This window comes from Cupriavidus sp. 05T42 (genome assembly GCF_056396345.1).
Window position 1 is genome coordinate 15,447 of record NZ_JBFTLH010000021.1, and the last position, 25,211, is coordinate 40,657.

Annotated in this window: 22 protein-coding genes; 15 read left to right on the forward strand and 7 right to left on the reverse strand. The window is 67.5% G+C overall.

Going from position 1 to position 25,211, the window contains the following annotated elements:
- Nucleotides 1-27: 27 nt before the first annotated feature.
- Together AC1EJR_RS22680 and AC1EJR_RS22685 are read left to right on the forward strand one after the other, a co-directional pair.
- A complete protein-coding gene (locus AC1EJR_RS22680; protein ID WP_092297765.1) occupies nt 28-441 on the forward strand; it encodes a DoxX family protein in 414 nt (137 codons plus the stop codon).
- A gap of 4 nt (nt 442-445) precedes the next feature.
- A complete protein-coding gene (locus tag AC1EJR_RS22685) occupies nt 446-1,045 on the forward strand; it encodes a DUF4136 domain-containing protein (RefSeq protein WP_441590842.1) in 600 nt (199 codons plus the stop codon).
- Here the strand turns inward: AC1EJR_RS22685 and AC1EJR_RS22690 are convergent.
- On the reverse strand, nt 1,002-2,240 hold the full coding sequence (locus AC1EJR_RS22690; protein ID WP_477113745.1) for an EAL domain-containing response regulator: 1,239 nt from the start codon (nt 2,238-2,240) through the stop codon (nt 1,002-1,004). The two genes, AC1EJR_RS22685 and AC1EJR_RS22690, sit on opposite strands and share 44 nt — an antisense overlap.
- A gap of 173 nt (nt 2,241-2,413) precedes the next feature.
- Between AC1EJR_RS22690 and AC1EJR_RS22695 the strand changes: the two genes are divergently transcribed.
- From AC1EJR_RS22695 to AC1EJR_RS22705, 3 genes are all read left to right on the forward strand, one after another.
- The gene (locus tag AC1EJR_RS22695) at nt 2,414-5,479 is read left to right on the forward strand and encodes an FtsK/SpoIIIE family DNA translocase (protein ID WP_477147585.1); all 3,066 of its coding nucleotides are present in this window, start codon (nt 2,414-2,416) and stop codon (nt 5,477-5,479) included.
- 32 nt (nt 5,480-5,511) lie between these two features.
- Nucleotides 5,512-5,907 (forward strand): cupin domain-containing protein, encoded by a 396-nt coding sequence (locus tag AC1EJR_RS22700; RefSeq protein WP_092297777.1) that lies wholly within the window; start codon nt 5,512-5,514, stop codon nt 5,905-5,907.
- A 100-nt stretch (nt 5,908-6,007) separates the two neighbouring features.
- A complete protein-coding gene (locus AC1EJR_RS22705) occupies nt 6,008-7,489 on the forward strand; it encodes an ABC transporter permease/substrate-binding protein (protein ID WP_477147602.1) in 1,482 nt (493 codons plus the stop codon).
- Between the two features lie 18 nt (nt 7,490-7,507).
- Here the strand turns inward: AC1EJR_RS22705 and AC1EJR_RS22710 are convergent, their stop codons facing one another.
- Nucleotides 7,508-8,920: an aminotransferase-like domain-containing protein gene (locus AC1EJR_RS22710; protein WP_092297780.1), complete on the reverse strand. Its 1,413-nt coding sequence runs from the start codon at nt 8,918-8,920 to the stop codon at nt 7,508-7,510.
- Nucleotides 8,921-9,108: 188 nt separating this feature from the next.
- Here AC1EJR_RS22710 and AC1EJR_RS22715 point away from each other — a divergent pair, with 188 nt between their 5' ends.
- Nucleotides 9,109-10,386: a cytochrome c gene (locus AC1EJR_RS22715; protein WP_454757107.1), complete on the forward strand. Its 1,278-nt coding sequence runs from the start codon at nt 9,109-9,111 to the stop codon at nt 10,384-10,386.
- A gap of 4 nt (nt 10,387-10,390) precedes the next feature.
- Nucleotides 10,391-12,244 carry a flavin monoamine oxidase family protein gene (locus AC1EJR_RS22720; protein ID WP_477147586.1) on the forward strand — a complete coding sequence of 618 codons (1,854 nt, stop codon included), beginning with the start codon at nt 10,391-10,393 and terminating at the stop codon, nt 12,242-12,244.
- A 31-nt stretch (nt 12,245-12,275) separates the two neighbouring features.
- On the opposite strand, the gene AC1EJR_RS22725 is transcribed toward AC1EJR_RS22720, so the two are convergent.
- The gene (locus AC1EJR_RS22725; protein WP_441590852.1) at nt 12,276-12,716 is read right to left on the reverse strand and encodes a MarR family winged helix-turn-helix transcriptional regulator; all 441 of its coding nucleotides are present in this window, start codon (nt 12,714-12,716) and stop codon (nt 12,276-12,278) included.
- A gap of 483 nt (nt 12,717-13,199) precedes the next feature.
- Here AC1EJR_RS22725 and AC1EJR_RS22730 point away from each other — a divergent pair, with 483 nt between their 5' ends.
- On the forward strand, nt 13,200-14,399 hold the full coding sequence (locus tag AC1EJR_RS22730) for a BamA/TamA family outer membrane protein (protein WP_255370910.1): 1,200 nt from the start codon (nt 13,200-13,202) through the stop codon (nt 14,397-14,399).
- 35 nt (nt 14,400-14,434) lie between these two features.
- Here AC1EJR_RS22730 and AC1EJR_RS22735 read toward each other — a convergent pair whose 3' ends face one another.
- Nucleotides 14,435-14,971, reverse strand: coding sequence for a carboxymuconolactone decarboxylase family protein (locus tag AC1EJR_RS22735; protein ID WP_477113747.1), 537 nt, complete (start codon nt 14,969-14,971; stop codon nt 14,435-14,437).
- 152 nt (nt 14,972-15,123) lie between these two features.
- Here AC1EJR_RS22735 and AC1EJR_RS22740 point away from each other — a divergent pair, with 152 nt between their 5' ends.
- The 4 genes from AC1EJR_RS22740 (at nt 15,124) to AC1EJR_RS22755 (ending at nt 19,674) form a co-directional block, all read left to right on the forward strand.
- On the forward strand, nt 15,124-16,062 hold the full coding sequence (locus AC1EJR_RS22740; RefSeq protein ID WP_477147587.1) for a helix-turn-helix transcriptional regulator: 939 nt from the start codon (nt 15,124-15,126) through the stop codon (nt 16,060-16,062).
- Between the two features lie 136 nt (nt 16,063-16,198).
- Nucleotides 16,199-17,119 (forward strand): non-homologous end joining protein Ku, encoded by a 921-nt coding sequence (gene ku, locus AC1EJR_RS22745; RefSeq protein ID WP_092297794.1) that lies wholly within the window; start codon nt 16,199-16,201, stop codon nt 17,117-17,119.
- Nucleotides 17,120-17,140: 21 nt separating this feature from the next.
- Complete coding sequence (locus AC1EJR_RS22750) at nt 17,141-17,989, forward strand: tetratricopeptide repeat protein (protein ID WP_092297796.1); 849 nt, start codon at nt 17,141-17,143, stop codon at nt 17,987-17,989.
- A 104-nt stretch (nt 17,990-18,093) separates the two neighbouring features.
- Nucleotides 18,094-19,674 (forward strand): EAL domain-containing protein, encoded by a 1,581-nt coding sequence (locus AC1EJR_RS22755; RefSeq protein ID WP_477147588.1) that lies wholly within the window; start codon nt 18,094-18,096, stop codon nt 19,672-19,674.
- A 26-nt stretch (nt 19,675-19,700) separates the two neighbouring features.
- Here the strand turns inward: AC1EJR_RS22755 and AC1EJR_RS22760 are convergent, their stop codons facing one another.
- Complete coding sequence (locus AC1EJR_RS22760; protein WP_477113748.1) at nt 19,701-20,093, reverse strand: lysozyme inhibitor LprI family protein; 393 nt, start codon at nt 20,091-20,093, stop codon at nt 19,701-19,703.
- Between the two features lie 134 nt (nt 20,094-20,227).
- Nucleotides 20,228-21,061 carry a class I SAM-dependent methyltransferase gene (locus AC1EJR_RS22765; protein WP_477147589.1) on the reverse strand — a complete coding sequence of 278 codons (834 nt, stop codon included), beginning with the start codon at nt 21,059-21,061 and terminating at the stop codon, nt 20,228-20,230.
- A 141-nt stretch (nt 21,062-21,202) separates the two neighbouring features.
- Between AC1EJR_RS22765 and AC1EJR_RS22770 the strand changes: the two genes are divergently transcribed.
- Both AC1EJR_RS22770 and AC1EJR_RS22775 read left to right on the forward strand, forming a co-directional pair.
- Complete coding sequence (locus AC1EJR_RS22770; RefSeq protein WP_454757104.1) at nt 21,203-21,769, forward strand: TetR/AcrR family transcriptional regulator; 567 nt, start codon at nt 21,203-21,205, stop codon at nt 21,767-21,769.
- A 49-nt stretch (nt 21,770-21,818) separates the two neighbouring features.
- Entirely contained in the window at nt 21,819-22,778 is a 960-nt protein-coding gene (locus AC1EJR_RS22775; RefSeq protein ID WP_477113749.1) for a quinone oxidoreductase family protein, read from the forward strand.
- 6 nt (nt 22,779-22,784) lie between these two features.
- On the opposite strand, the gene AC1EJR_RS22780 is transcribed toward AC1EJR_RS22775, so the two are convergent.
- On the reverse strand, nt 22,785-24,182 hold the full coding sequence (locus AC1EJR_RS22780; protein WP_477113750.1) for a sensor histidine kinase: 1,398 nt from the start codon (nt 24,180-24,182) through the stop codon (nt 22,785-22,787).
- A gap of 334 nt (nt 24,183-24,516) precedes the next feature.
- Between AC1EJR_RS22780 and AC1EJR_RS22785 the strand changes: the two genes are divergently transcribed.
- Nucleotides 24,517-25,209, forward strand: coding sequence for a TetR/AcrR family transcriptional regulator (locus AC1EJR_RS22785; protein WP_092297817.1), 693 nt, complete (start codon nt 24,517-24,519; stop codon nt 25,207-25,209).
- The last annotated feature ends 2 nt before the right edge of the window (nt 25,210-25,211 follow it).

A 25,211-nucleotide genomic window follows, 5' to 3' on the forward strand; every position in this document is an offset into this window, starting at 1 on the left:
CCAAACCAAGGGCAAGGAGGCGCAGCAATGAGTCGCACGCAAGGTTCGCAGGACCTGGGCAAGGCCGTTATCCGGATCGTGTTGGGCGTGTTGATCCTGCTCCACGGCATTGCCAAGCTGATGGCGGGACCCGGCTTCGTCATCCAGACGGTGACCCAGGCCGGGCTGCCTTCCTATGTGGCCTACGGGGTCTATATCGGCGAGGTGGTGGCGCCCATCCTGCTGATCATCGGCCTATGGACGCGGCCGGCGGCGCTGATCGTGGCCATCAACATGATCTTCGCGCTGGCGCTGGTGCATGCGGGCCAGCTCAATATGATCAACAAGAACGGCGGCTGGGAGCTGGAGTTGCAGGGGATGTTCCTGGCCAGCGCCATCGCCGTGGCGCTGCTGGGCGCGGGCCGCCTCAGCGTGGGCGGCGTCGACGGCAAGTGGAACTGACATCATGCGCACCCATCTCCCGACCCAGATCGTGAGCCGCGCCCGGGGCGTATTCGGCGCTGCGGCGCTTGCCGCACTCGCCGGCTGCGCCACCGGCCCAGATATCCGCACCGACTACAACCGCACGGCGGACTTCTCCGCCTATCGCACCTTTGGCTTCGTCGCCCGGCCCGGCACCGACCGACAGGGCTACGAGAGCCTGACCACRCAATATCTGAAGACGGCGGTCCAGCGCGAAATGACGGCGCGCGGCTATCGGTATACCCAGCAGTCGCCGGACCTGCTCGTCAACTTCAACGCGCGGCTGCGCCAGAAGGTGGTCAGCGACCCGGCGCCGATGCCGCCGCCCGGCTACATGGGTTACTACGCCTATCGCGGCGGCATGTACGGGCCGTGGCCGGGCTACGGCTTCTACAACGACACCTACGTGTATACAGAAGGCACGCTCAATATCGATCTGGTCGATGCCCGGAAGAACCAGTTGGTCTGGGAGGGCGTGGCGCAGGGCGATGCGAGCCGCGTGGATCCGCAGGACAGCCAGCCGGCGCTGGACGCCGTCGTCACTCAGATTTTCGCGAAATATCCGTTCCGGGCGGCGCCGTAAGGCCGGCCCATGCCGGCGCCGCGGCGAGGAAATCGTCCGGCGCCAGCGGGGCCGACCACAGATAGCCCTGTCCCAGATCGCAGCCAAGCGACGCCAGCGCCGCGCGCTGCGACACCGTTTCCACGCCTTCCGCCACGCATTCGCGCCCCAGGTCGCGCGCCAGCGCAATCACGTGCCGGCAGATCGCCGTACGCTGGTCGTCCCCATCCACATGTTTGACGAACGAGCGATCCAGCTTGATCTGCGTGAATGGCAGATCCGCGAGTAATTTCAACGTGGCRATGCCCATGCCGAAGTCGTCGATCGCCACGCCATAGCCCAGCAGCCGCAACTGGTTGAGCGCCACGGACAGCGCCACGGTGTCCGGCACCGGGAATTCCTCGGTCAGTTCGATCACCAGTTGCCGGCGGGGCAGGCCGGCGGCGGCGACCATCGCGTCCAGCCTCGGCAGCGTCTCCGGCCGGCAAAGCGTGCGCGCCGAGGCGTTGACGCCCAGCACGATCTCCAGCCCGGCTGCGCGCAGGCGCCAATGCATGGCCAGGCAGGCATCAATCGCCATAAAGAGGATGGGGTCGGCGGCGTCGAGCATTTCCAGCCGGGCGATGAAACGGTCCGGCGGCACGTTGCCCAGCGTGGGATGGCGCCAGCGGCACAGCGCCTCGGCCCCCGCCAGCCGGCCCGTGGCGAGGGCGAACTGCGGCTGGAGCACGATGTGGAGGCCATCGGGCACGGCGGCGAGCAGGGTGGCATCGTCGGGCGTCGCCGCGTCCGGCCGCGCGCCATCGCCCCGGGCCGCCTCGGCCAGGATGCCAGCCAACTCGGCCTGCTCCAGCGGTTTGCGCAGCGCGTGTACCGCACGCAGGCCGAGCGCTTCGGCCAGACGCTGGTGCGAATCGAGGATGTCGGCATCCTGCGCGGTCATCCAGACCCAGGCCGGTGCCGTGGCCGCGAAAGCCCGATCCCCGCGCCGCGCCAGCTCGGCCATCAGGCCCGGGCCGTTGAGCCGGGGCATCGCKATGTCGCAGAACACCACGTCGAACGATTGCGCGGTGAGCCGGTCCAACGCGGTCGCGCCATCGTCGGCTTCCACGATCTGCGTCGCGCCGAGTGCGCGCAGCATGTCGGCGGCCACCGCGCGCTGGAATGCGTGGTCTTCCACCAGAAGAATGCGCAGCGTGGAAATCGGCGAGGTCATACGGAGAGGGGGAGGAGAGAAGAACGTTGCGGCGATGGTACTCCCGCGTCGTCGCTGGTCATGCAGAGTCAGAGAATCCTCTGATTTTTGGCAATTGGCCGGGATTGGCGCCATCCGGGGCGCTCAGACCCGCTACAATCGCTGCCCGTAGTTTTGACGTTTTCATATTCATCATGGGTCTGGGCTGGTTCGGATTGTCGACCTTCTGGCTGTTGCCGCTGGCATGGCGCACAGCAACGCGCGCGCTCGCCGGCGACCGCCGGCCGTTTGGTCGTGGCTCGCTGCGGGTGTGGCTGGGTACGCTGCTGGTGCTGGGCGCCAGCGCCACGCTGGAGTCCCTGACGGCGGCCGAAGGCGAGGGCGCCGGCGGCGCCGTGGGGCACGCGCTGGCGGGGCTGGCGTCGAACCTGCTGGGCTGGACCGGCGCGMTGCTGATGATGCTGGCCGTGCTGGGGCTGGCCGCACCGATGGTCTTTGGCGAAACGTGGCGCAGCCTGTTCCTGCTGCGCAAGCCGCGCGCGCAGGAAGATGCGCCGCGTCAGCCGGCACGTCCCGCCGCACGACCCGAGTCCCGGTCCGATGCCGGCGCATTCGCTGGCGCGGCAGCGTCGCCGTCGATGGCCGCTGGCCGCGAGGGGCTGGACCGTTGGGAAACCACGTCCCTGCCTACCCATAGCGCCGCCGGCTGGAGCCCCACGCCCCCGCGCACCAAGCAGATCGAAGCCGTCTCCGCACGCAAGCAGCCCGCATGGCAGCCGCCCCCGCGCACGCGCCAGTCGCCGCCGCAACCGGGCGAGATCTGGCTGCATCACGCCGATTCGCCCGGCGCTGTGAAGGCCGCGCCCGCCAAACCGGCGCCCGTGATGCCGCCGCCAGCCGCGAAGCCGGCGCCGGTGTCGCCGGCCCGGGCCGGTGTACCCAACCCCGCTCCCACCCCTGCGCCACAAAAGCCCGCCGCGCCGCGCGCGACCGTGGTGAGCAGCCCATTCCGCAATCCTGCGCTCGGCCTGCGCTCGGCCATCACCACGTTGCCGGAAACCGCACAGGCTGCGACGGTAGCGGCGGCGGTGGCGGCGGCCCCGTCCGACGTGGCCGTCATGGAGCCGCCCGCCGTCACGGCGACGATGCCGATGGAGCCAGAAGTCGTGGCACGCGCGGAAGCGATCGTGAACGGGATCGACGATCTCGCCACAGTGGATACCGTGGATACCCCCGCGCCTGCCGCCGTCCCCGCGACACCCGACGCACCCGTGACGATGGCCGCGATCCGCCAGGAGGCCTTGGAGTTGCTGGCCGAACTGCGCGCGCTGGCGGGCCGGGCAGGGCAGGAAGCGGCGCCCCATGCAGTGGCAGAAACAGTGGCAGAAACGCCCGTTGCCGAGCCAGAAGCGGTGGAAGAGCCCGTGGCGGCAGTGCTTGCCGAGCCGGAAGCCGCACCGGAGCCCATCGCTGAACCCCAACCCGAGCCAGAGCCGGAACCCGAACCCACGTTCTCCGTGGCGGACGCCGTGGCATCCGCCGATTTCGTCATCGAGGCGCCCACGCCGTCACCGGCCGTCGCCGAGGCATCGGAAGACGACGCAAGCGACGACACCAGCGACGACGTCCCCCCCGCGTTCGACGCCAACACGCTGGTGCAGCCCGCGCCCAAGCCACGCATCGTGCTGCCTGCGGTGGTCGGACGGACCGTGCCGCTGACGCCGGCCGCTGCGCCTGTAGCAACCCCCGCCCCGGTCACCCCGCCGCCGCCCCGTATCGTGGATTACCGCCTCCCGAGCGCCAGTCTGCTCGAAGCGGCCGTCGAGAACGGCGAGGAAGTGTCCGAAGAACATCTGCGCGAAACGGGCGAACTGATCGCCCAGCGTCTGGCCGAGTTCAAGGTGCCGGTGTCGGTGGTCGGCGCCAGCGCCGGGCCGGTCATCACGCGCTTCGAGGTGGATCCGGCCATGGGCGTGCGTGGTGCACAGGTGGTGGGGCTGATGAAGGACCTCGCGCGCGCGCTCGGCGTGACGTCGATCCGCGTGGTGGAAACCATTCCCGGCAAGACCTGCATGGGGCTGGAGCTGCCCAATGCCAAGCGCCAGATGATCCGGCTGTCCGAGATCGTGGCCGGCGCAGCGTTCCAGGCGCATGCCTCGCGGCTGGTGCTGGCGATGGGCAAGGACATCACCGGCAACCCCGTGGTGACCGACCTCGCCCGCGCGCCGCACCTGCTGGTGGCCGGTACCACCGGCTCGGGCAAGTCCGTCGCGGTCAACGCGATGATCCTGTCGATGCTGTACAAGGCCACGCCGGAAGACGTGCGCCTGATCATGATCGACCCCAAGATGCTCGAACTGTCCGTGTACGAGGGCATTCCGCACCTGCTGGCGCCCGTGGTCACGGACATGAAGCAGGCCGCGCACGCGCTGAACTGGTGCGTGGGGGAGATGGAAAAGCGTTATCGGCTGATGTCCGCGCTCGGCGTGCGCAATCTGGCCGGCTACAACCAGAAGATCCGCGCGGCCGAGGCGGCCGGCGAGAAGGTGCGCAACCCGTTCTCGCTGACGCCGGACGCGCCCGAGCCGCTGTCCACGCTACCGCTCATCGTGGTGGTAATCGACGAACTGGCCGACCTGATGATGGTGGCCGGCAAGAAGATCGAGGAACTGATCGCCCGACTGGCGCAGAAGGCGCGCGCCGCCGGTATCCATCTGATCCTGGCCACGCAGCGGCCGTCCGTGGACGTCATCACGGGCCTGATCAAGGCCAATATCCCGACGCGCGTGGCGTTCCAGGTGTCGTCGAAGATCGATTCGCGGACCATTCTCGACCAGATGGGCGCCGAAAGCCTGCTGGGGCAGGGCGACATGCTGTTCCTGCCGCCCGGCACCGGCTACCCGCAGCGCGTGCATGGCGCGTTCGTGGCGGACGACGAGGTGCACCGGGTGGTGGAGCACTGGAAGCAGTTCGGCGAGCCTGACTATGATGAAGCCATCCTGGCCGGCGACACGCCGGAAGGCGCCACCGACCTGTTTGGCGAGACCGGCGGCGAGGGCGAATCCGACCCGCTGTACGACGACGCGGCCTCGTTCGTGCTCAACTCGCGGCGGGCGTCGATTTCCGCCGTGCAGCGCCAGCTGCGCATCGGCTACAACCGTGCCGCACGGCTGATCGAGCAGATGGAAGCGGCGGGGCTTGTCTCGCCGATGGGCCGCAACGGCACGCGCGAGGTGCTCGCCCCGGGCGGACCCGAGTAACGCCCCGGCAGGCCAGGCGGAGGAAACCAGCGATGACACCGATCCACGGCAACCTGCTGCAAGACGTGCCGGCGAACGCGCCGGGCGAGGTGTTTACCGCGCTGACCCAATGGCCGGGTGCCGGAGATGTGCGGATCGAGCGGATCGTCTCCAACGGGCAGGCCAGCCCGCCCGGCTTCTGGTACGACAACCCCGAGGACGAATGGGTGGTCGTGGTCAGCGGCAGCGGCGCGGTGGAGATCGAGGCCGGCGCCACGCACACGCTGGGCGCCGGCGACTGGCTGCACCTGCCGGCCCATTGCCGCCACCGCGTGGCCTGGACCGACGCCGCCCAGCCGACGATCTGGCTGGCCGTGCATGTTGCACGCCAGCCCTCCGGCGACCAACCCCCCGGCCAATCCGCCAACCAGGCTGGCCCAACTTCCTGATCCACTGCCGTTATGATGTCGGGACATCCCCACGCGGAGCCCCGGCTTGCCTGCCTCGACCCAGCGTTTTCCCACCGCATTCCCGCTGCTCGTGGCGTGGATGGCGCTCATGGCGGCCCTGCTGTGCGCCCGCCCTGCCCAGGCCGAGCCGCTGCGCGTTGGCTCCAAGCGCTTCACCGAGTCGTACATCCTCGGTGAAATCCTGACCCAGACTGCCGCCGCTGCGCACAGCGAGGCGCGCCATCTGCCGGGCCTGGGCAACACCGCCATCGTCTTCGAGGCGCTCAAGGCGGGCAGCATCGACCTCTATCCCGACTACACCGGCACGCTGGCCGGCGAGATCCTGAAGCTGCCGCCGGGCGCCACGCTGGCCCAGATCAACGCGGCGCTGGCGCCGATGGGCCTTGGCGCGGGCATCCCGCTGGGCTTCGAGAATACCTATGCGATTGCGGTGGYCGACGCCCGCGCGGGCAATCTGCGCAAGCTGTCCGACCTCGCCGGCCAGCCCCGGCTGCGGCTTGGCCTGTCGCACGAGTTCCTGGGCCGGGCCGATGGCTGGCCGATGCTGGCGCAGCGCTATGGCCTGACGCAGCGGCCGGTCGGCATCGACCATGGCATTGCCTACGAGGCGCTGGCCGAGGGGCAGATCGACGCCACCGACATCTATTCCACCGACGCCAAGATCCGCAAATTCCACCTGCGCGTGCTGGAGGACGACCGGCATGTCTTTCCACCTTACGAAGCCGTGATCGTCTATCGGCTMGACGCGCCGCGCCGGCATCCGGCCGCATGGCAGGCGTTGCAGGGACTGGCCGGCCGGATCAGCGTGACGGACATGATCGACATGAATGCGGCGGCCGAGATCGATGGCGAGTCCTTCGGGGCCATCGCGCGGCGGTTCGTGGGCGGGGCGGGGGGCGCGTCGACGGGGGAAAAGAAGGGCGACCGGCGCGATGGCCTCGGCGGGGTGCTCTGGAGCGCCGATACCTGGCGGCTGACCGTGCGGCATCTGTCGCTCGTCGGCGGCGCAGTAGGGGCGGCCACGCTGCTGGGCGTGCCGCTCGGGATTGTCGCGGCGCGCCGGCGCCGGCTMGGGCAGGCGGTGTTGGCCGTGGTGAGCGTCTTGCAGACGATTCCCTCGCTGGCCCTGCTGGCCATGCTGATCCCGCTGCTGGGCCAGATCGGCGTCTGGCCGGCCATGGTTGCGCTGTTCCTCTACGCGCTGCTGCCCATTGTCAGAAACACCTGTACTGGATTGCAACAAATCGCGCCGGGCATGCGGGATGCGGCGCGCGCGCTGGGCTTCCGGACCGGGCAGGTGCTGCGCTATGTGGAGTTGCCGCTGGCGATGCCGATCATCCTGGCCGGTGTGAAGACGGCCGCCATCATCAGCGTGGGCACGGCGACCATCGCCGCCTTCGTCGGGGCCGGCGGCTACGGCGAGCGGATCGCCACCGGTCTGGCGCTCAACGATTCCACGCTGCTGCTGGCCGGCGCCGTGCCGGCGGCGGTGCTGGCCCTCGTTATGCAAGGCGGCTTCGGGCTGGTGGAAGCCTACTGGGCCTGGCGTCGCCGCGCCTGAATCGTCGGGCTTCGTCGGCTATCGGCCGGCTTTCGCCAGTGTGCCCAGTGTCTTCACCGCAGCCTCGGCCGTCTCGTTCCAGGCGTGCCCGTAGTTGATCCGGATGCAATGGCGAAAGCCCTGCCGCGCCGAGAACACCGGCCCCGGCGCAATGCCGATACCCGCCGCTCGGGCCGCCTGATGCAGCGCCAGCGCGTCGAAGCCTTCGCCCAACTCCACCCACAGGAAATAACCGCCGTCAGGCCGCGATACGCGTACATCGTCGGGGAAATACCGGCCAATGGCGTCGATCATCTGCCCCTGCTGCATTTCCAGCACATGGCGCAGCCGGCGCAGATGCTTGTCGTAGCTGCCATGGCGCAGGTATTCGGCCAACGCCAGCTGCGTGGGCACGCCGGCGGAGAGCGTAGTCATCAGCTTCAGATGGCGGATGGCCTCGCCGTAGCGCCCGGGCGCCACCCAGCCGATGCGGAAACCCGGCGCCAGCGTCTTCGAGAACGAACTGCAGTGCATCACGAGCCCTTCGGTGTCGAACGCCTTGGCCGGCAGCGGGCAGCGGTTGCCGAAGTACAACTCGCCATAGACATCGTCCTCGATCAGCGGCACGCCGTGGCGCGCGAGCAGGGCCACCAGCGCGCGCTTGCGGTCCTCGGCCATGCTGGCGCCCATCGGGTTCTGGAACTGGGTCATGAACCAGCACGCCTTGATGCGATGGCGCCCGAGCGCGGCCTCCAGTGCGTCCAGATCGAGGCCATCGACGGGATCGACCGGAATTTCCACCGCCTTGAGCCGGAGCCGCTCCAGCGCCTGGAGCGCGGCGTAGAACCCCGGCGATTCAATGGCCACCACATCGCCCGGCTCGGTCACGGCCATCAGGCAGAGGTTCAGGGCGTCGAGCGCGCCGTTGGTGACGATGATGTCGTCCACCGGCTGCGGCGCGCCGGTGCCGAGGTAGCGCAGGCCGATCTGCTGCCGCAGCGCGGCATTGCCCGGCGGCAGGTCGTCCACGCTGTTCCACGGATCGAGTTCGCGGCCGGCGCGCGCCAGCGCCTTGCCCAGCCGCTCCCACGGGAACAGCTCGGGCGAGGGAAAGGCGGAGCCGAACTGCACCAGATCGCGCTCGCGCGCGCCGTCGAGCACGGAGAAGACCAGCCGGGAGACATCGACCTCGGTCGACACCTTCTGCGGCGCGTGCGCCCGGGGCGCCGGCAGCACGCGGGTGGCCGCGCCCGCCACGTAGTAGCCGGATCGCTCGCGCGCCCGCACCAGCCCGCGCTCCTCGAGCCGGTAGTAGGCCTGGAAGGCCGTGGACGGGCTCACGCCATGCTGGGCCACGGTCTTGCGGATGGAGGGCAGGCGCGTGCCGGGCGGCAGCGTGCCGTTGCGGATGTCGGCGGCCAGTGTCTCGGCCAACGCTTCATAACGTTTCATGCTTTGGGAATCGGCGCAAATCTGATACGGTAAAAAGTCATGCGGCTGATTCTGTTCCGTTTCGGGCTCAGGCCGCAAGATGTCGGGTCCAATCCGTCCCCATGCAGTCCGATTACAGGATGCGCCCCATGCGATGTTTCGGAAGGTGGTTGCCGGCCGCCCTCGCCGCGCTTGCGGCCTTGACCGTGATGAGCGTACTGACCGCGCTGCCCGCGCGGGCAGCGGCGCCGGCGAGCGCGCCGTCCCCGGAGCAGATCGCACGCGGCCGCTACCTGGCCGGCATCGCTAACTGCGCCGCTTGCCATACCAAGGAGGGCGGGGCGCCCATGGCCGGCGGTCTGCCGCTGCGCACCGGCGCCGGCACGGTCTATTCGACCAACATCACGCCTGACGCCGCCACGGGCCTCGGCGAGTATTCGCTCGATGATTTCGACCGCGCCGTTCGCCGCGGCGTGGCGCGTGACGGCAAGCACCTCTATCCGGCCATGCCGTACACGTCCTATGCGCGCATGACACGTGACGACGTGGCGGCGCTCTACGCCTACCTGCGTGCCGAGGTCAGGCCGGTCAGCCAGTCCAACCCGGACGCCGAGATGCGCTGGCCGTACAACATGCGCTGGCTGCTGGTGCCCTGGAACTGGCTGAATTTGCGCGATGACCCCGTGCGTACCGATGCCTCCAAGGGCGCCGCCTGGAACCGGGGCGCCTACGTGGTGCAGGCCGTGGCGCACTGCGGCGCCTGCCATACGCCGCGCGGGCCGCTGTATGGGGAGAAGGGCCTGGACGAGCGCAGCCGGCATTTCCTGGCTGGCGCGTCCGTCGAAGGATGGTCGGCCACCAACCTGACGGGCGACCAGATCACGGGCCTCGGCGCGTGGACGAAGGCGGACGTGGCCGAGTACCTGCGCACCGGCCGCAATGCCCACGCCACCTCGTTCGGGCCGATGTCCACGGTGATCGCCGCGTCCACGCAGCATATGGCGCCGGGCGACCTGGACGCCGTGGCCACCTATCTGAAGTCACTGCCCGGCACGCGCGGCGAGACCCAGCCATTCCGCTACGACCCCACCGTGACCACGCTGCTGGAGCAGGGTCGATTCGATGCGGCCGGTGCGCGCCAGTTCGCCACGTTCTGCATGCCCTGCCACAACGCCAGCGGACGTGGCTTCGCGCGGGTGTTTCCGCCGCTGGCGGGCAACCCGACCGTGGCCGATCCAGACCCGGCGTCGCTGATCAACCTGCTGCTCGAAGGCGCCGTCACCGCGCGCGTGAGCACCGCGCCCACCGATTACCACATGCCCGGCTATGGCTGGACCATGGAAGACCAGGAGCTGGCCAACCTGCTCACGTTCATCCGCGGCAGCTGGGGCAACCGTGCCGCGCCCGTGACGGAGGCCGCCGTGGCCGCCCGCCGGCGCGAACTCGGCACGCCCACGCCCGAACCCGCACGGCCCCCATCGCGCTGACGCCATGACGATCACTCGCAGAGACTTCCTCAATGGCGCCGCGCTGACCATCGCGGCCGGTATCGCCCCGGCGGGCTTGGTGCGTGCACAGGCCACGGCGGCCGGCTACCCGCCATCGCTCACCGGGCTGCGCGGCAACCATGCCGGCACGTTTACGCTGGCCCACGGGCTGGCGCGCGAAGGCACCACGTACCCGACCGTGCTGGCGCGTGAGTCGTATGACCTCGTGGTAGTGGGCGGCGGCATCAGCGGGCTGGCGACGGCCTGGTTCTATCGCCAGAAGTTCGGCGCGGACCGGCGCATCCTGATCCTCGACAATCACGACGACTTCGGCGGCCACGCCAAGCGCAACGAATTCACGGTGCGCGGCAAGACGCTGGTGAGCTATGGCGGCAGCGCCGAGATGCCGCCATCCGCCACCGACAGCGCGGCCATGCGCACGATGCTGGCCGGGGTGGGCATCGACATCCGCACCGCGCCGGCACCCGGCCCGGGCGACGCTTATCAGCGCCGGGGGATGGGCCGCGCGGTGTTCTTCGACGCCGAGCACTTCGGCCGCGACCAGTGGCTCGCGGGCGATCCGTTCGCAGACGGGATCGATGCCCGGAACGCCGCCAGCCAGCCGCCCGCCGACGGCATCGCCCATTTTCTCGATGCCGCGCCACTGCCCCCGGCAGACCGGCAGGCGCTGCTGCGGCTGGCGCAGGGCGGGGTGGATTACCTCGCCGAGATGAGTGGGACCGATCGCACGGCCTACCTCCAGCGGACGCGCTATGCGATCTTCTTGCGCGAGAAAGCGGGGCTTGGCCTGCCGGCCGTGCGTTTCCTGCGCAGCCGCAGCCACGATGCCTATGCGCTCGACGCGGACGGCATCTCGGTGGCGCAGGCTATCGCMATCGGTMTGCCGGCGGGGGCGGGCATGCCCAAGCCGGTGCTCGATCCGCGCCTCGGCAAGTCGCCAGCCTCGCGGCTCTGGTTTGCCGATGGCAACGCCACGCTGGCCMGGGCGCTGATCCAGGCGCTGGTGCCGGGCGTGTCCCCGGCATCGCGTGGTGGCGCGGGGCTGGCCGATGCCCGCTTCGACTATGCCCGGCTGGACCGCGACGGCAGTCCGGTGCGCGTGCGCCTGAACAGTACGGCGGTGGCCATCGAACCCGATGTGCGCATCACGCGCGTGACCTATGGCTGGCAAGGCAACCTGCAACGCGTGGAGGCGCAGCACGTGGTGGTGGCCGGCTACAACATGATGGTGCCGTTCATCCTGCCGACGCTGCCGGCGCCGGCCAAGGCCACGCTGCGCGCGTGCGTGAAGGCGCCGCTGGTGTATACGAAGGTGGCGCTGGACGACTGGCGCGCCTTCGAGACCCTCAAGGCGTGGCGCATTCATGCGCCGACCATGGCGTACTCGGACCTGTGGCTGGAGGCGCCGGCTGGTGCTGCGGCCGATCCGGCCAATCCGGCGGTGCTTCACATGCTCTACGTGCCCACGGTGCCGGACAGCGGCATGAGCGCGCGCGAGCGCTTCCGCGCCGGTCGCGCCTTCCTGCTGGGCACGCCCTTCGACGCCCTCGAGCGCGAAATCCGCGCCCAACTGGACCGCATGCTGGCCCCGGGCGGCTTCGCTTCATCGAAACAGATACGTGGGATTACGCTGAACCGCTGGGCGCATGGCTACAGCTATATGCCGGGCGGGCTGGCGCCCGACGACGCCTCGCTGCAGGCCGCGCTGGAACAGGCGGGGCGAGGGGTCGGCAATGTGCGGATTGCCGGCGCGGACAGCGCCGGCAGTGCATCGGTGACGGGCGCGGTGGATACCGCGTGGCGCGCCGTGGACAGCCTGTCTCGCCCCGCAGCCTAGCGGGGCAGGAGCGGGAGGCGGGCGGCTCCGGTCAGTTGCCGGTGACGAACTTCTGGAGCAGCCGGCGGAATTCCTCGAATTCCTGCTCGCTGAAGCCCTTCAGGTGATGGTTCAGCACCTCGGGCGCGATATCGGGGATCTGCGTGGCGACGGCCTTGCCTTTCTCGGTMAGGATCAGATTGACCACGCGCCGGTCGTCGATGCTCCGGCTGCGCTCCAGCAGCCGCTTTTCCTCCAGCTTGTCGAGCATGCGCGTCATCAGTCCGCTGTCGATGCCGAGCAGCTTGCTGATCTCGAACGGCGTGGTCGCCATGCCGCGGTTCAGCGACAGCAGGATGCCCATCTGCTGGCCATTGATGTCCAGCGGACGCAGGGCCGAATCCATCTCCAGCAGCAGGCTGTTGCGCGCCTTGTTGAGATGGAAGCCAATGCTCTGTGTGAGCTGGAAGTTGTCTTTGGTGTAGTGGTTCACTGCGCTTACCCCCTCTTGCATCCAATCGATCAAGCCGCGCGACGGCTCGCCAGCGCGTGAGCGCGGCTGATACGGCCGTCTGTTCTTTGCCTTCGGTGGCGTGCGCGCATACGCGGTGCGCGCCGGGACATGTGCCCCATGCCATGTCCGCAGCTAGTCTGGCAAATCTTGTAAAAAATGTGAATTCAATTTTATTGTGATTTGATGTAAATGCCGCTKGTATCTAAATTGCCGCCCAAGAATAATCCCCTAGATAATCACCCATCCGGGTGGCACGATTTCCATCGAGATAATGATGGATGACCCAAGCGGGTAAGTTGCAAGGTACGGCATCGACACTGGCGCAGGGCGCCTGGAAAAGAAAACTAAACACGCGCGCAAGAACGTTCATATCGGCGATCCGGTCATGGAGGCGCAGGCTACGTTACATTCGCCGCAGGGCGTCGCCCCATTTAGCACGCCAGCTCATCGATGAGAGCCACCATGCATCCTTTCGCCCGGGCCTCGATGGCGGGCCTCATTGCGGCCGCCGCATCGGTGGGCCATGCCCAACCGGTGCCGGACGCGCTGGTCCCTTCGCAGGCACAGCCACCAGCCGCCCCGCCAGGCAAGTCGGAAAAACCGCCGCTGTCGTTCTTCGACCCCGAGGACGGCATGCTCGACATGAGCGATTTCCTGCTCCACCACAAGGGCGCGCTGCCCGTGCCGACCATCATCACGGAGCCGGCCGTCGGCTATGGCTTCGGGCTCGGGCTGCTGTTCTTCTCGCAATCGCTGGCCGACCGGGCCGCCGAGGCCCACGCCAGCGGCGAGGGCCCTGCGCCACCCAATATCACCGGCATCGGCGGCGCCTATACCGAAAATGGCACCTGGGCGGCCGGGCTCGCGCATTTCCATACCTGGCAGGGCGACCGCATCCGCTACCTCGGCGCGATCGCCAAGGTGAGCGCGAATCTGGAGTATTTCGGCTTGTCGAACCAGCCGCGTCACTATTCGCTGGACGGGGTTTTTCTGGTGCAGCAGGTGCTATTCCGCGTGGCCGATTCGCACTGGTATGTCGGACCGCGCTATACCTATTTCGATTCCACGGCCACGTTCAAATTCGGCGGCAACGCCCCGGAAGTGGGGGGAGTGACCAGCGAACAGCGCATCGGAAAGGGTGCACTCGTGGTCGATTATGACTCCCGCGACAATATTTTCTTCCCGGGCAAGGGGATTTATGCCGAATTCGAGGCCCAGTTCGCGCGCGGGGCGCTCGGCAGTTCGCAGGACTTCAATATGTATAACGCGCGGGGTTTCACCTGGCTGCCCATCGCCCGCACGCTGATCCTGGGGCTGCGCGCCGACACCAAGTTCTCGACGGGTGATGTGCCGTTTTATGCGCAGCCCTATGTCGATCTGCGCGGCGTACAGGTAGGCCGCTACCAGGACCGCAACGCCGTGGTTTCCGAGGTGGAGTTGCGTTGGGACGTCACGCCGCGCTGGTCGGTGCTCGCCTTCAGCGGGGTGGGCAAGGCCTACGGACGCTGGAACGACTTCTCGGACGCCAGCACCGTGGTCAGCGTGGGCACCGGCTTCCGCTATGTCATCGCACGGAAGCTGGGGATTTCGATGGGGATCGACATCGCCCACAGCCGGGACCAGAACGCCTTCTATATCCAGATGGGCAGCGCGTGGCGCTGAGTGGCTGACCACGCACCGCCCATCCGCCCTGATCCTTACACGGCCGGGAAGTCCAGTGTGGTGTCGTTCAGGCGATTGATCATATTGGTGAAGAGGATGGCGCCGACCGCGTGCACCGCCTCCACGATCTGCGTGTCGTTGAAGCCGGCGGCGCGCACTGCCTCCACGCTCGCGGCCGGCAACGTGCCGCGCGTGCCCACCAGTTCGAGGACGAAGCGCACCAGCGCGTCGGTCCGGGCGTCCTGCGGATAGCTGCCCTGGCGCAATTGGCGCGTTTCCTCAGCGCTATAGCCAGCCAGCTTGGCGATCATCGTGTGGGCGGCCACGCAGTAGTCACAACCGCTGTGCTCGCTCACGGACAGGTTGATCGCTTCCCGTTCACGCGCAGAGAGTGAACTTCCCTTGACGACTTCGCCGGCCTGCAGCGTCTGCGCCAGCACGGCCGGCGCGTTGCTGCCGATGGTGGCGTACATATTCGGCACCTTGCCGAGGCCCTTGCGGATGGCGCCGAACAGTTCGGCGGTCTGGCCGGTGGCTTGCTGGACGGGGGCGGTATGGAGACGGGTGGTCATGATTGCAACTCCTTGCTGATGCGATGGGTGAGAGTTCTGGGTTCCTTGCTGCGGAGACACCGTGCTGCGTGGCGCTTCCTTGGACTCCATAGTAGGAGCGCAGACGATCCGAATGGACTAGAATTCACTCAACTATTTGCTCAATCGTCTCAATGGATAGTCTCAGMGAACTCGTACGCCTGCTCGCGCCATCGGGCACCGTGGACCTGCATTGCCGCGTGGCGGGGGTCTGGTCGACCTTCAACGCCCAGGCCGCGCCGGGGCACGTGCCGTATCACGTGATCCTCGAAGGTGAGATCGAGATTGCCGTGGGCGATGGCCGCCTGCGCGCCACCGCCGGCGACGTGCTGCTGTTCCCGCATGGCGCCGCCCACACGCTGATCGGCCTGCAGGCCGGCTCGCGCGCCGTGGCGGCGTCGCGCCATTTCAACGGGGTGGTCACCGAAGTCACCGTGCCCGGCGCCGCCGCGCCGCTGGACATCCTGTGCGGCACCTTCGTGCTGGGCAGTTCGGCCGATGTGCTGCTGCGCACGCTGCCGGAGGTGCTGTGCATCGGCACCGACGATCCCAACCTCAACGGGAATGCGAGCTGGCTGCGCGGGCTGATCGGCATGATGCATGCCGAGGCGGACCGGCCACGGCCGGGTGGGGCGGCGATTGTGGCGGACCTGTCCACGGCGCTGTTCACGGTGCTGCTGCGGGCCTTGATCGATCGGGGCGGGGTGTCGCGCGGGCTGATCGCGCTGATGGCGGACGCCCGCATGGCGCGCGTGGTGGAGGCGGTGGTGCGGGCGCCCGAACAGCCGTGGACCGTCGATAGCCTGGCCGCGCTGTGCAACGTCTCGCGCGCGACCCTGGCGCGGCGCTTCAGCCAACTCGGCGGCATGACCCCGCTGGAACTGGTGACCACGCTGCGCATGGATCGCGCCGCCCGGCTGCTGCGGCAGGACGGGCTCTCCGCCGCCGCCGTGGGCGAGCAGTGCGGCTACGCCTCGCAGGCCGCGTTCGGCCGCGTGTTCGCCCAGCATTTCGGCATCGCCCCGGGCGCGTACCGGCGCCAGCATCGTGCGCGCCGGGCCGCCGACGATTGATCGATGTGAGCCACGATCGACATTTTTGCTGTGGGAGGTGATCCGTCACGAACATGCGGCACGCGCCCGCTGGCGGGCAGGGCCCCGCGTTGACTAGACTCGACGGAACGACAGGAGTCTCCAGGAGGGCTGCGCCATGGCCGCACGTTCCATCGCCTCGCTATCCATCAGCTTTGGGCTGGTGTCGATTCCCGTGAAAGTGTTCTCGGCCACTGAGAGCAAGTCCGGCATCAGCTTCAACCTGCTGCACAAGGGCTGCGGCTCGCGCCTGCGCCAGCAGTACATCTGCCTGAAGGAAGACGTGGTGGTGGAGCGCGCCGAGATGGTCAAGGGCTACGAGTTCGAGAAAGACCGCTACGTCACGTTCACGCCCGAGGAGCTTTCCGCGCTGGAAGAGGCCGCGCAGCAGACCATCGACATCGTCTCGTTCATGCCCGCCGGCGCCATCGACCCGATCTACTACGACAAGCCCTACTACCTGGGCCCGGACAAGCGCGGCGCCAAGCCGTACAACCTGCTGGCCGAGGCCATGCGCAAGACCAAGACCTGCGCGCTGGCCAAGTGGTCTTGGAAGGGCAAGCAGTACATGGTGCAGATCCGCGTCGGCGACGATGGCCTGATCCTCCAGCAACTGCTTTATGCCGACGAAGTACGCGACATGGCCGACCTGCACGTCGAGGAGACCGACGTGCAGCCCGCCGAACTGGCGCTGGCGCAGCAGTTGATCGAGCAAAACTCGGTGAAGGGCTATGACGCCTCGGCCTATACCGACGAGGAGAAGCAACGCATCCTCGAGCAGATCGACAAGAAGATCTCCGGCAAGAAGATCACCGTGGCGGCCGAGGCCCCGGCGCCGTCCGGCGGCGAGGTCATCGACCTGATGGAGGCCCTGCGCAAGAGCATCGGCGCGAACAAGCGCCAGCCGGCGGCGGCCAAGAGTGCGGGGAAGGTTGCCGCCCCCGCTGCMGAAACCGCGCCACGCAAGACCGCCCGCCGTGCCGCTGCGGCGCCGGCCAAGACCGCCGCCGAGCCAAAACGCGCTCGCAAGCAGGGCTAGCGCGATGACGGATGCGTATTGATGGATGACTACTCCATGCGCGATGTCCAGGGCGTTCTGGGCATTTCGCGCACCGTGGTGACGGCGCTGATCGCCGCTGGCGTGATCGCCCCCCGGCGCGGCGCGCGCCAGGCCTATCGGTTCACGTTCCAGGATGTGGTGCTGCTGCGCACGGCCCAGTCGCTGCGCGATTCGCGTATTCCCACGCGCCATATCACCCGCTCCCTGAAACGGCTGCAGGGGCTGGGCGAGGGGCGGCCGCCTACCGGCCTGCGCCTGTCCGCCGTGGGCGGCGACGTGACCGTGCAAGACCGCCAGGGCCGCTGGCACGTGGACACCGGCCAGTTCGTGCTCGACCTGGACGCGGCCGGCAGACCGCCGCACCCATCGGGCAATATCGTCGATCTGCGACACGCGCGCGCACCGGCAGCGCCGTCCCCCTCGGTCGGCGACACCGATCCCACCGGCTGGTTCGAACGCGCCGTGGCCAGCGAGCAGCATGACGACGCCCCCGGCGCCGAAGCGGCCTATCGTCAGGCCGTAGCGGCGGCGCCGGACTACCTCGACGCCTGGCTGAACCTGGGCTGCCTGCTGAGCGAGCAGGGCCGCCATGCCGATGCCGTGGCCAGCTACCGGGCCGCGCTCGCGGCATTGCCCGCGCAGCCGTTGCTGCACTTCAACCTCGGCGTGGCGCTGGAAGACGCCGGCGCGCCGCGCGAGGCGCTGGAGAGCTACCACGCGTGCATCGAACTGGCCCCTGATTTCGCCGATGCGCATTACAACGCCGCGCGGCTGCACGAGGCCCTCGGCGACCCGCGTCGCGCCATCCGGCATTACAACCAGTACCGCAGGCTCGAGCCAGTGGACTAAACGCCACAGCGACGCGCATGTAGGCGCTTGTCGGACAGCATTGAAACGGCAGGCCGGCCCACAATCAGCGGACAGTCCAGGTTGGCGGAGGGGAAGTCTTGGGCATGGCATGGCGCGACCGCTTCGAGGGATGGTCTTTCTCGCCCGTCACGTGGCTGGTGTCGTTGGTGGTGTGCGCCGTGACCACGGCGAGTGCGCTGTGGGTGGGGCAGCAGTATGCCCAGCAACTGGTGGATCGCCGCGAGTCGATCGTCGCCCAGGACGTGGTGGCCGCCATCGAGCGCATCATCGCCACCGTCGAGCGCGAGGGCGCCCTGCACGTGGCGCCGCTGGCCGGCCGGCCCTGCGCAGAGATCGGCCGCCCGCTGCGCGAGCGCKAAAGCTACATCCCCTATGCGCGCGCGGCGGCCGTGGTGGCCAATGACGTGATCTATTGCTCGTCGGCGCGCGGCGAGATCAAGGTGCCGCTGAGCTGGTATTTCGGCGATAACAAGGCCGCCGCGCGACAGCAGCGCATCGTGCTGGTCGGCCGCACGCCGTTCCGCGAACAGGCGCCCGCGCTGGTGCTGTACCTGCCCAGCGCCACCGAGCCCTCGCAGGGCGCGATTTTCCTGATCGACGGCACCTACCTCGTGGACACCCTGGCGCACGGCAAGGAATTCGGCGCCGGCACCATCGCCCTGAGCGTCGGCGAGGCCACGATGGACCAGGACGGCACCTACCGCGACGCGCCCACCGCCATCCCACGCAGCACGCTAGCCCGCTCCACCGCCTATCCCCTCACCGTGGCGGTGGCGGCATCCCCGGCGTTCTCCTCCGAGCTGTTGCACCGCTACGCCCTGTTCATCGGCGCCATCGGGCTGCTGCTCGGGCTGCTGGCCGTGGCCGGCTTCCTGGCCGTGGCCGCGCCGAAGCGGCTGCTGCTCCAGGCCGTGCGGCAGGGCCTGCGGCGTGGCGAGTTCCATCTGGCCTACCAGCCGATCGTGGCGGTCCGCACGCGCGAGACCATCGGCGTGGAAGCCTTCCTGCGCTGGCGCCACCCGCGCTGGGGCATGATCCCGCCCTCGTCGTTCATCGAAACGGTGGAATCGACGGCGGTGATCGACGACATCACGCGCTTCGTCCTGCATCAGGCCGTGGACGACATGAACCGCTACCGCCCGACGCGCGCGCTCCATGTGGCCGTGAACGTGGCGCCGCTGAACCTGCGGCGCAAGGGCTTCGCGGCGGAACTGGCGGCATTGCAGGCATCGATGCCGGACGGCTCCGGGCTGGTGATGGAAATCACCGAGCGCCACCTGCTGGCCGACCACGGCGCGGCCATGGAGGCGTTCGACCGCCTGCACCACGCCGGCATCCGCCTGGCCGTGGACGACTTCGGCACGCGCAACAACAACCTCGACATGATCCGCAACTTCCCGTTCGACTACCTGAAGATCGATCGGCAATTCACCCAGGACGTCTCCCCGGACGGCCGGGCCCTGCTGCGCAGCATCGTGGCAATGGCCCACCACTTCCGGCTGGTGGTCATCGCGGAAGGCATCGAATCAGAAGCACAGCACGCCTTGCTGGCCGAAGTCGGCGTCGACTGCGCCCAAGGCTACCTGTACCGCCGCCCGGCCAGCGCCCGGGAGATCCTGGGGGACGGGGAGGTGCAGGAGTCGAAGGCGGTGGTGGCGGCTTAGGTGGTGGCGCAGGGGGGCCATCACATTTACTTCAAAGGCAGGTCGACCGTGGCCCGCTGAAGCTGGTCGGCGCGCCAGTGGTTAAGCTCGGCCTCACAGGCCAACCGCCAGATTTCCAACGCGTTGCCAATCGCGCCGCCGCCCAGCGCTGCGGCAAGCGAGCACTGATCCTTGCGATAGGTGGCAAAGGCTTTCGTGCTGGCAGCCAATCGCACTTTTGCGATATTGACGTATTTGGGGTCTTCATCCCATCCAGTAAGTCGGCCGCTTGCCTGCGCCTCGGCAGCCTTCAATGCTTTCCGACTTTCGTCGACTTTCGCCACAAGGCATTCGCGCATGCCAGCCTGCGAATACGCTCCGCACGCTTCGCGCAAGGTCCGCTCGTTGACCGTGGCAGCGGGCGCCGCGTAAACCGGCATTGAACCAAGTGCCAGCCATAGGGCGACGAATCTTATTGCGCGCATGATGTCGGAGTGCCTCTCAAAAGCGATGTCATATCAAGCCGGCCATCCTATTCAATTGCGCGATAGCGGCCAATGACACCCGACAAACCTCACCCCTCCGCCCCAATCATCCAGCACGCCACATCCAGCCTGACTGTCTCGCCGTGCACGTACGGGTCGAACGCCGGGCGTACTACGTCGATGATGGCTTTCTGCCGGGTTTCGTCGAGGTTGGGGAGGATGCGGCCCAGGGGGCCGAGGCGGGTGATGTAGGTGAGCAGGTCTTTTTCGGCGAAGGTGCAGGTGACGTCGATGGGCTGGAGGTCGATGTCGTGCCAGCCACTGTCTTTTAGGATTTGTTCGACGCGGGCGGCGTTGGCGAAGGCGAACTGACCGGGGGCGTTGGGTTGGCGCGGGGGCAGTTCGGGCAGCAGCGGGGCGGCGGCCTGTTCGGCGGTGGTCATGAAGGGGTTTTCGCCGGCGCTGCGCCAGGCGATGACGCGCAGCAGCCCGTTGGGGCGGAGGGCTTGGCGCAGGTTGGCGAAGGCGCGCACCGGGTCGTCGAAGAACATCACGCCGAAGCGGGACACGATCAGGTCGAAGCTGGCCGGGGCGAAGGCGTGCGTCTGGGCATCGGCGAGGATGAACTGCGCCGGCACCTGCTCGCGGKCGGCGCGGGCCTGGGCGGCGGTGATCATCGGGGCGGAGATATCGATCCCGGTCGCATGGCCGGCCGCCCGGGCCACGGCCACGGTAGTGCCGCCGGTGCCGCATCCCACGTCCAGGACGGCGCGCGCCTGATGCTCGGCGGTGGTCCGGGCCAGCAGGTCTTCGAACGGGTGGAACAACTGGTCGAGGATCGCCTGGGCATCGACCCAGGCATTGCCGGCCGTGCCATTCCATAGCGCGGTCTGGGAGTCATCGGTCGGGCGGGTGGCATCCATGCGGGTCTCCGGGTGGTCTGGCGTTGTCTGCACGCGTCGAAGCCAGCAATATGCCAGTTGCGCCGCGCCCCGCCGGATGCCCTCACAATCGAAATGGCCGGAATTCTTGACTTATCGTTCCAGAACGCCTAGATTTCACCCATGGCCAGACCAAGAGAATTCAACAAGGACGAAGTCCTCGACGCGGCAATAGGCGTGTTCGGGGAGCATGGCTTCGCGGGTACGTCCACCGAGATGCTGACCGCCGCCATGAAAATCGGGCGGCAGAGCCTCTACGCCACGTTCAACGATAAATGGCAACTGTATTGTTCCGCGGTGGAGCGCTATGCCGGGGCGGAAACGCAAGCCCACATTGCCACGCTATACAGCAATGCCAAGGCTTTCGAGGGCATCCAGCGGATGGTCGAACGGGTGGTAATCCACGCCGGCGCGCCGTGTCTGGGCGTCAGTTCGATCAGCGAGTTTGGTACCGAGCGCGCGGACCTGACCCAGATTCGTCATGATGCGGCGAACGTCCTGGCCAAGGCCTTTACCGCCAGAATCAAGGAAGCACAGGTTGACGGCGATATTGCAGCGGATCTCGATCCGCATCACATCGCCGGATTCCTGCAGGCGAATTTCGCTGCCATTCGGCTCGCTGCCCGTGCTGGAGCCGGCGAGGCGGAATTGCGCACCTTTGGAAAGCTCACGCTGAAAGCGCTGCGGTGAGCTGTTTTTTTTCTCTATTTTGGAACGAACGTTCAAGAAAGGATGACAAATGAAAGTCGTAATGCTGAATAGCCCGGACGTGATCGATGTGGTCGAGGCGCCCATCCCGGTGCCTGGAAAAGGGGAGGTACTGGTCGAGGTTGCCGCTTCGGGCGTGAATTTCATGGACATTGGCGTCCGGCGGGGGGAGTTCTGGACGGAAATGCCTTACCCGAAGGCGCTGGGCGTCGAAGGTGCCGGACGGGTGGTGGCCACCGGTGAAGGCGTCGATGACATCCAGCTCGGTCAGCGCGTGGCCTGGGCTTACGCGCCCGGCAGCTATGCCGAGATGGCCGTGGTCCCGGCAACCTCCCTGGTGCCCGTGCCCGATGGCATCGACGATCGGACTGCTGCCTCCATCATGATGGCGGGGCTGACCGCCAGCCACTTCGCGACCGAGTTCTATCCCGTGCAACCTGGCGACGTCGCGCTCGTACACGCGGCGGCCGGTGGCGTTGGGCTGCTGCTGACGCAGATCATCAAGCTCCGGGGCGGCCGGGTGATTGGCCGCGTATCGTCGGAGAGCAAGGCGGTGATCGCGCGGAATGCCGGAGCGGACCACGTCATCGTGGACAAGGCTGGCCAATTTGCCGAAGAGGCCGTGCGCCTGTCCGGCGGCGAGGGCGTGCACGTCGTCTATGACGGCTCCGGTCCCGCGACCTTTCAAGGTTCAATGGATTCGCTCCGGGTTGCAGGGACGTTCTGCTGGTTCGGGCCGGTCCTGGGTGGCCCCGGTCTCATCGACATCATGAGCCTGCCGAAGAGCGTCAAGCTCGGCTACGCGGTCTTCGCCCATCATGTGCGTACGCCGGAACGCCTTCGGGCGCACGCGGCGCAGCTCTTCCGGTGGGTCCTCGACGGCAAGTTGCGCACGACCATCGGCGGTGTTTATCCGCTGGCGGCCGCCGCGCAAGCCCATGCCGAAATGGAAGGGCGGGCGACCACCGGCAAGCTGCTCCTGGTGCTGTGAACGTGCCTATTGCATCGCGCTCCAGAGGGCAGGCAGGCGCGGCAGCGTGATGGTGGCGCGCGTGCCGCCTTCCGGACGCGGGGTCAGGTCCAGTTGACCTTGATGCGCGTCCACGATGGCCTTGCAAATGGTCAGGCCCATGCCCATGCCGTTCGGCTTTGTGGTGAACAGCGGCTCGAAGATGCGGTCCGCCAGTTGCGGATGGAAACCTTCGCCGCCGTCGTCGATGTCAATGCGCAGCACGTCTTGCGAGGGGCTGCATGCCAGCACCAGCAGTCTTTCGCCAGCCGGCTGCCCATGCATGGATTCCGCGCCGTTGATCAGCAGGCTGATGATGGCCTGTTGCAATTGCACACGTTCGCCGCGTACCTGCGTCGAAGGCGGGAATGCATCGAGGCGCAAATGCACGTTCATGGCATCGAGCGTGCAGGCGACGATCTCTGCCGCCTCTCGAACGGCCTCGCCGAGGTCGAAGGCGGTGAAGGTCGGCTCGACCTGGCGCGCCTGCGCGCGCAGGCCGCTGATGATGGTGCGGGCGCGCATGGCGCAGGCGGAGATGTGCGCGAGCATTTCGCGGGCGGCATCGATGTTCGGGGTGCTGCGATCGAGCCATCTCAGGCCGGCCCGGGCAGAGGAGTCGAGGGCCGAGACGGGCTGCGCAACTTCGTGCACGATCGACGCCACCATCTCCCCGAGCGCCCTGAGCTGGCTGGCACGCGCCAGTTCCGAGAGCGTATCGCGCATTTTTTCCTCGGTACTGCTCAGCCGCGCGCCCTGCACCGAAAGCGCGTCATGAAGGCGCGCGTTTTCCAGGGCGAAGCTGGCCTGCAAGGCAATGATCTCGACCACGGCGATCTTTGCCGGGGTAAAGGCGCCTGCCGCGTGCCGGTGTTCCAGATACAAGGCGCCGACCGCCGCGCCATCGCACCGCATCGGCACGCAGACTATGGAGCGGGGCGCGCAACGTCGGACATAGTCGTCGCCCCCCCAATGATGCGCGGCGCAGGCATCGTGGAGCGCCAGTCCGCTCTGCATGTGGATGGCTGTCGACAGGATGGACAGCGGCAGGTCGGCCATAGGCAGGGGCTCGGTACAAAAGGCCTGGGCGTCCGATGCCGTGGCGCTGGCTACGGTCTCCCAGCTGTCTGCGTGCACGACCGCGATAAAGCCCCACGTGGCCTCCGTGCTTTGCATGGCGGCATGGAGCAGGGTGCCCAGGCGCCTGGCCGGCATGACCTCCGTGGCCAGGGTCCGGGAGGCCCGCCGTAGCGTGTGCATGTCAAGGTCGGGTAGCCATGACGATGGGGGGCCATCGAGTGTTGGCGCGATTTCGGCGGCGCTCCTCTCGGAGGCCGGTTTCCAGGCCGGCGCGGTGCGCCGGGAATTGTCGAGTTCGTTGTTCATTCTTCTTGCCTCTCGCCCACCTGTCGTGGACCCCGTTCAACCTGGATCCGTTCACTTCATGTAGTGAACGCTCCATTAACCAACGTTAGCACATCGGCGTTGACAATGACAGATGGAAATCTGACGAGGTGTAGATTCCAGCTCGCCTAACCGAGGTGACTATTGATTCTAAGCTGTTGAACTACAACGGTATTTCGTCGCTACCTTGCAACTGCTTTTAGGGCCATGTATGATCATTCACTCATGTAGCACTCACTGTATGAAAATTGCAGTACGAGTTCTGGTCGGAGAATGTTGGTGCGGCGGATCGGCATGCCGCCACCATAGGAGTGATATGACCCCAGCAGGAAAAAAGGCTGTGCGCGGAACCGGCATCCGGGAAGCGACGGCGCAAGCCACCCGCGACAAGATTCTTCGCGCGGCGACCAAGGTCTTCGCTCGATACGGCTACGAAGGCGGCAGCGTGGAAAAGATCTCCAGCCTGGCGAAGTCTTATGACCGGATGATCTATTACTACTACGGGAGCAAGGAGGGGCTGTTCGTCGCGGTGCTGGAAGACATCTACCGGCGAATGGACGAGGCCGAAGCCAAGGTGGCGCCGGATCCGGCGAGGCCGGTGGAGGCGCTCGAGATCCTGATCCGGTTCAAGCTGGACTACTACCGGCGCAATCCCGAGTTCGTCAATCTGCTCAACACGGAGAACCAGCACAAGGGCCGGCATGTGTCCAAGCTGGAGCGCCGGGGCGAATATTCGGCGCATGCGGTGCAGATCGTGGCCCGGATACTGGCGAGTGGCGCCGAGCGGGGTCTGTTCCGCCCGGACCTGAATGCACGCGATGTGTTCCTCCTGATCGCATCGGCGGCCTATTTTTATACGTCGAACCGCTACACCTTGTCGGTGTTCCTTGGCGAGGAACTGGATACCCCGGAAGCGGTGCGCCATTGGGAAGAATTTGTGATAGATAGTGTGTTGCGCGCCGTCCGCGCGGATGCCCCCGCCCCGGCAATGCCGCCTTCCGCCCCATAGCC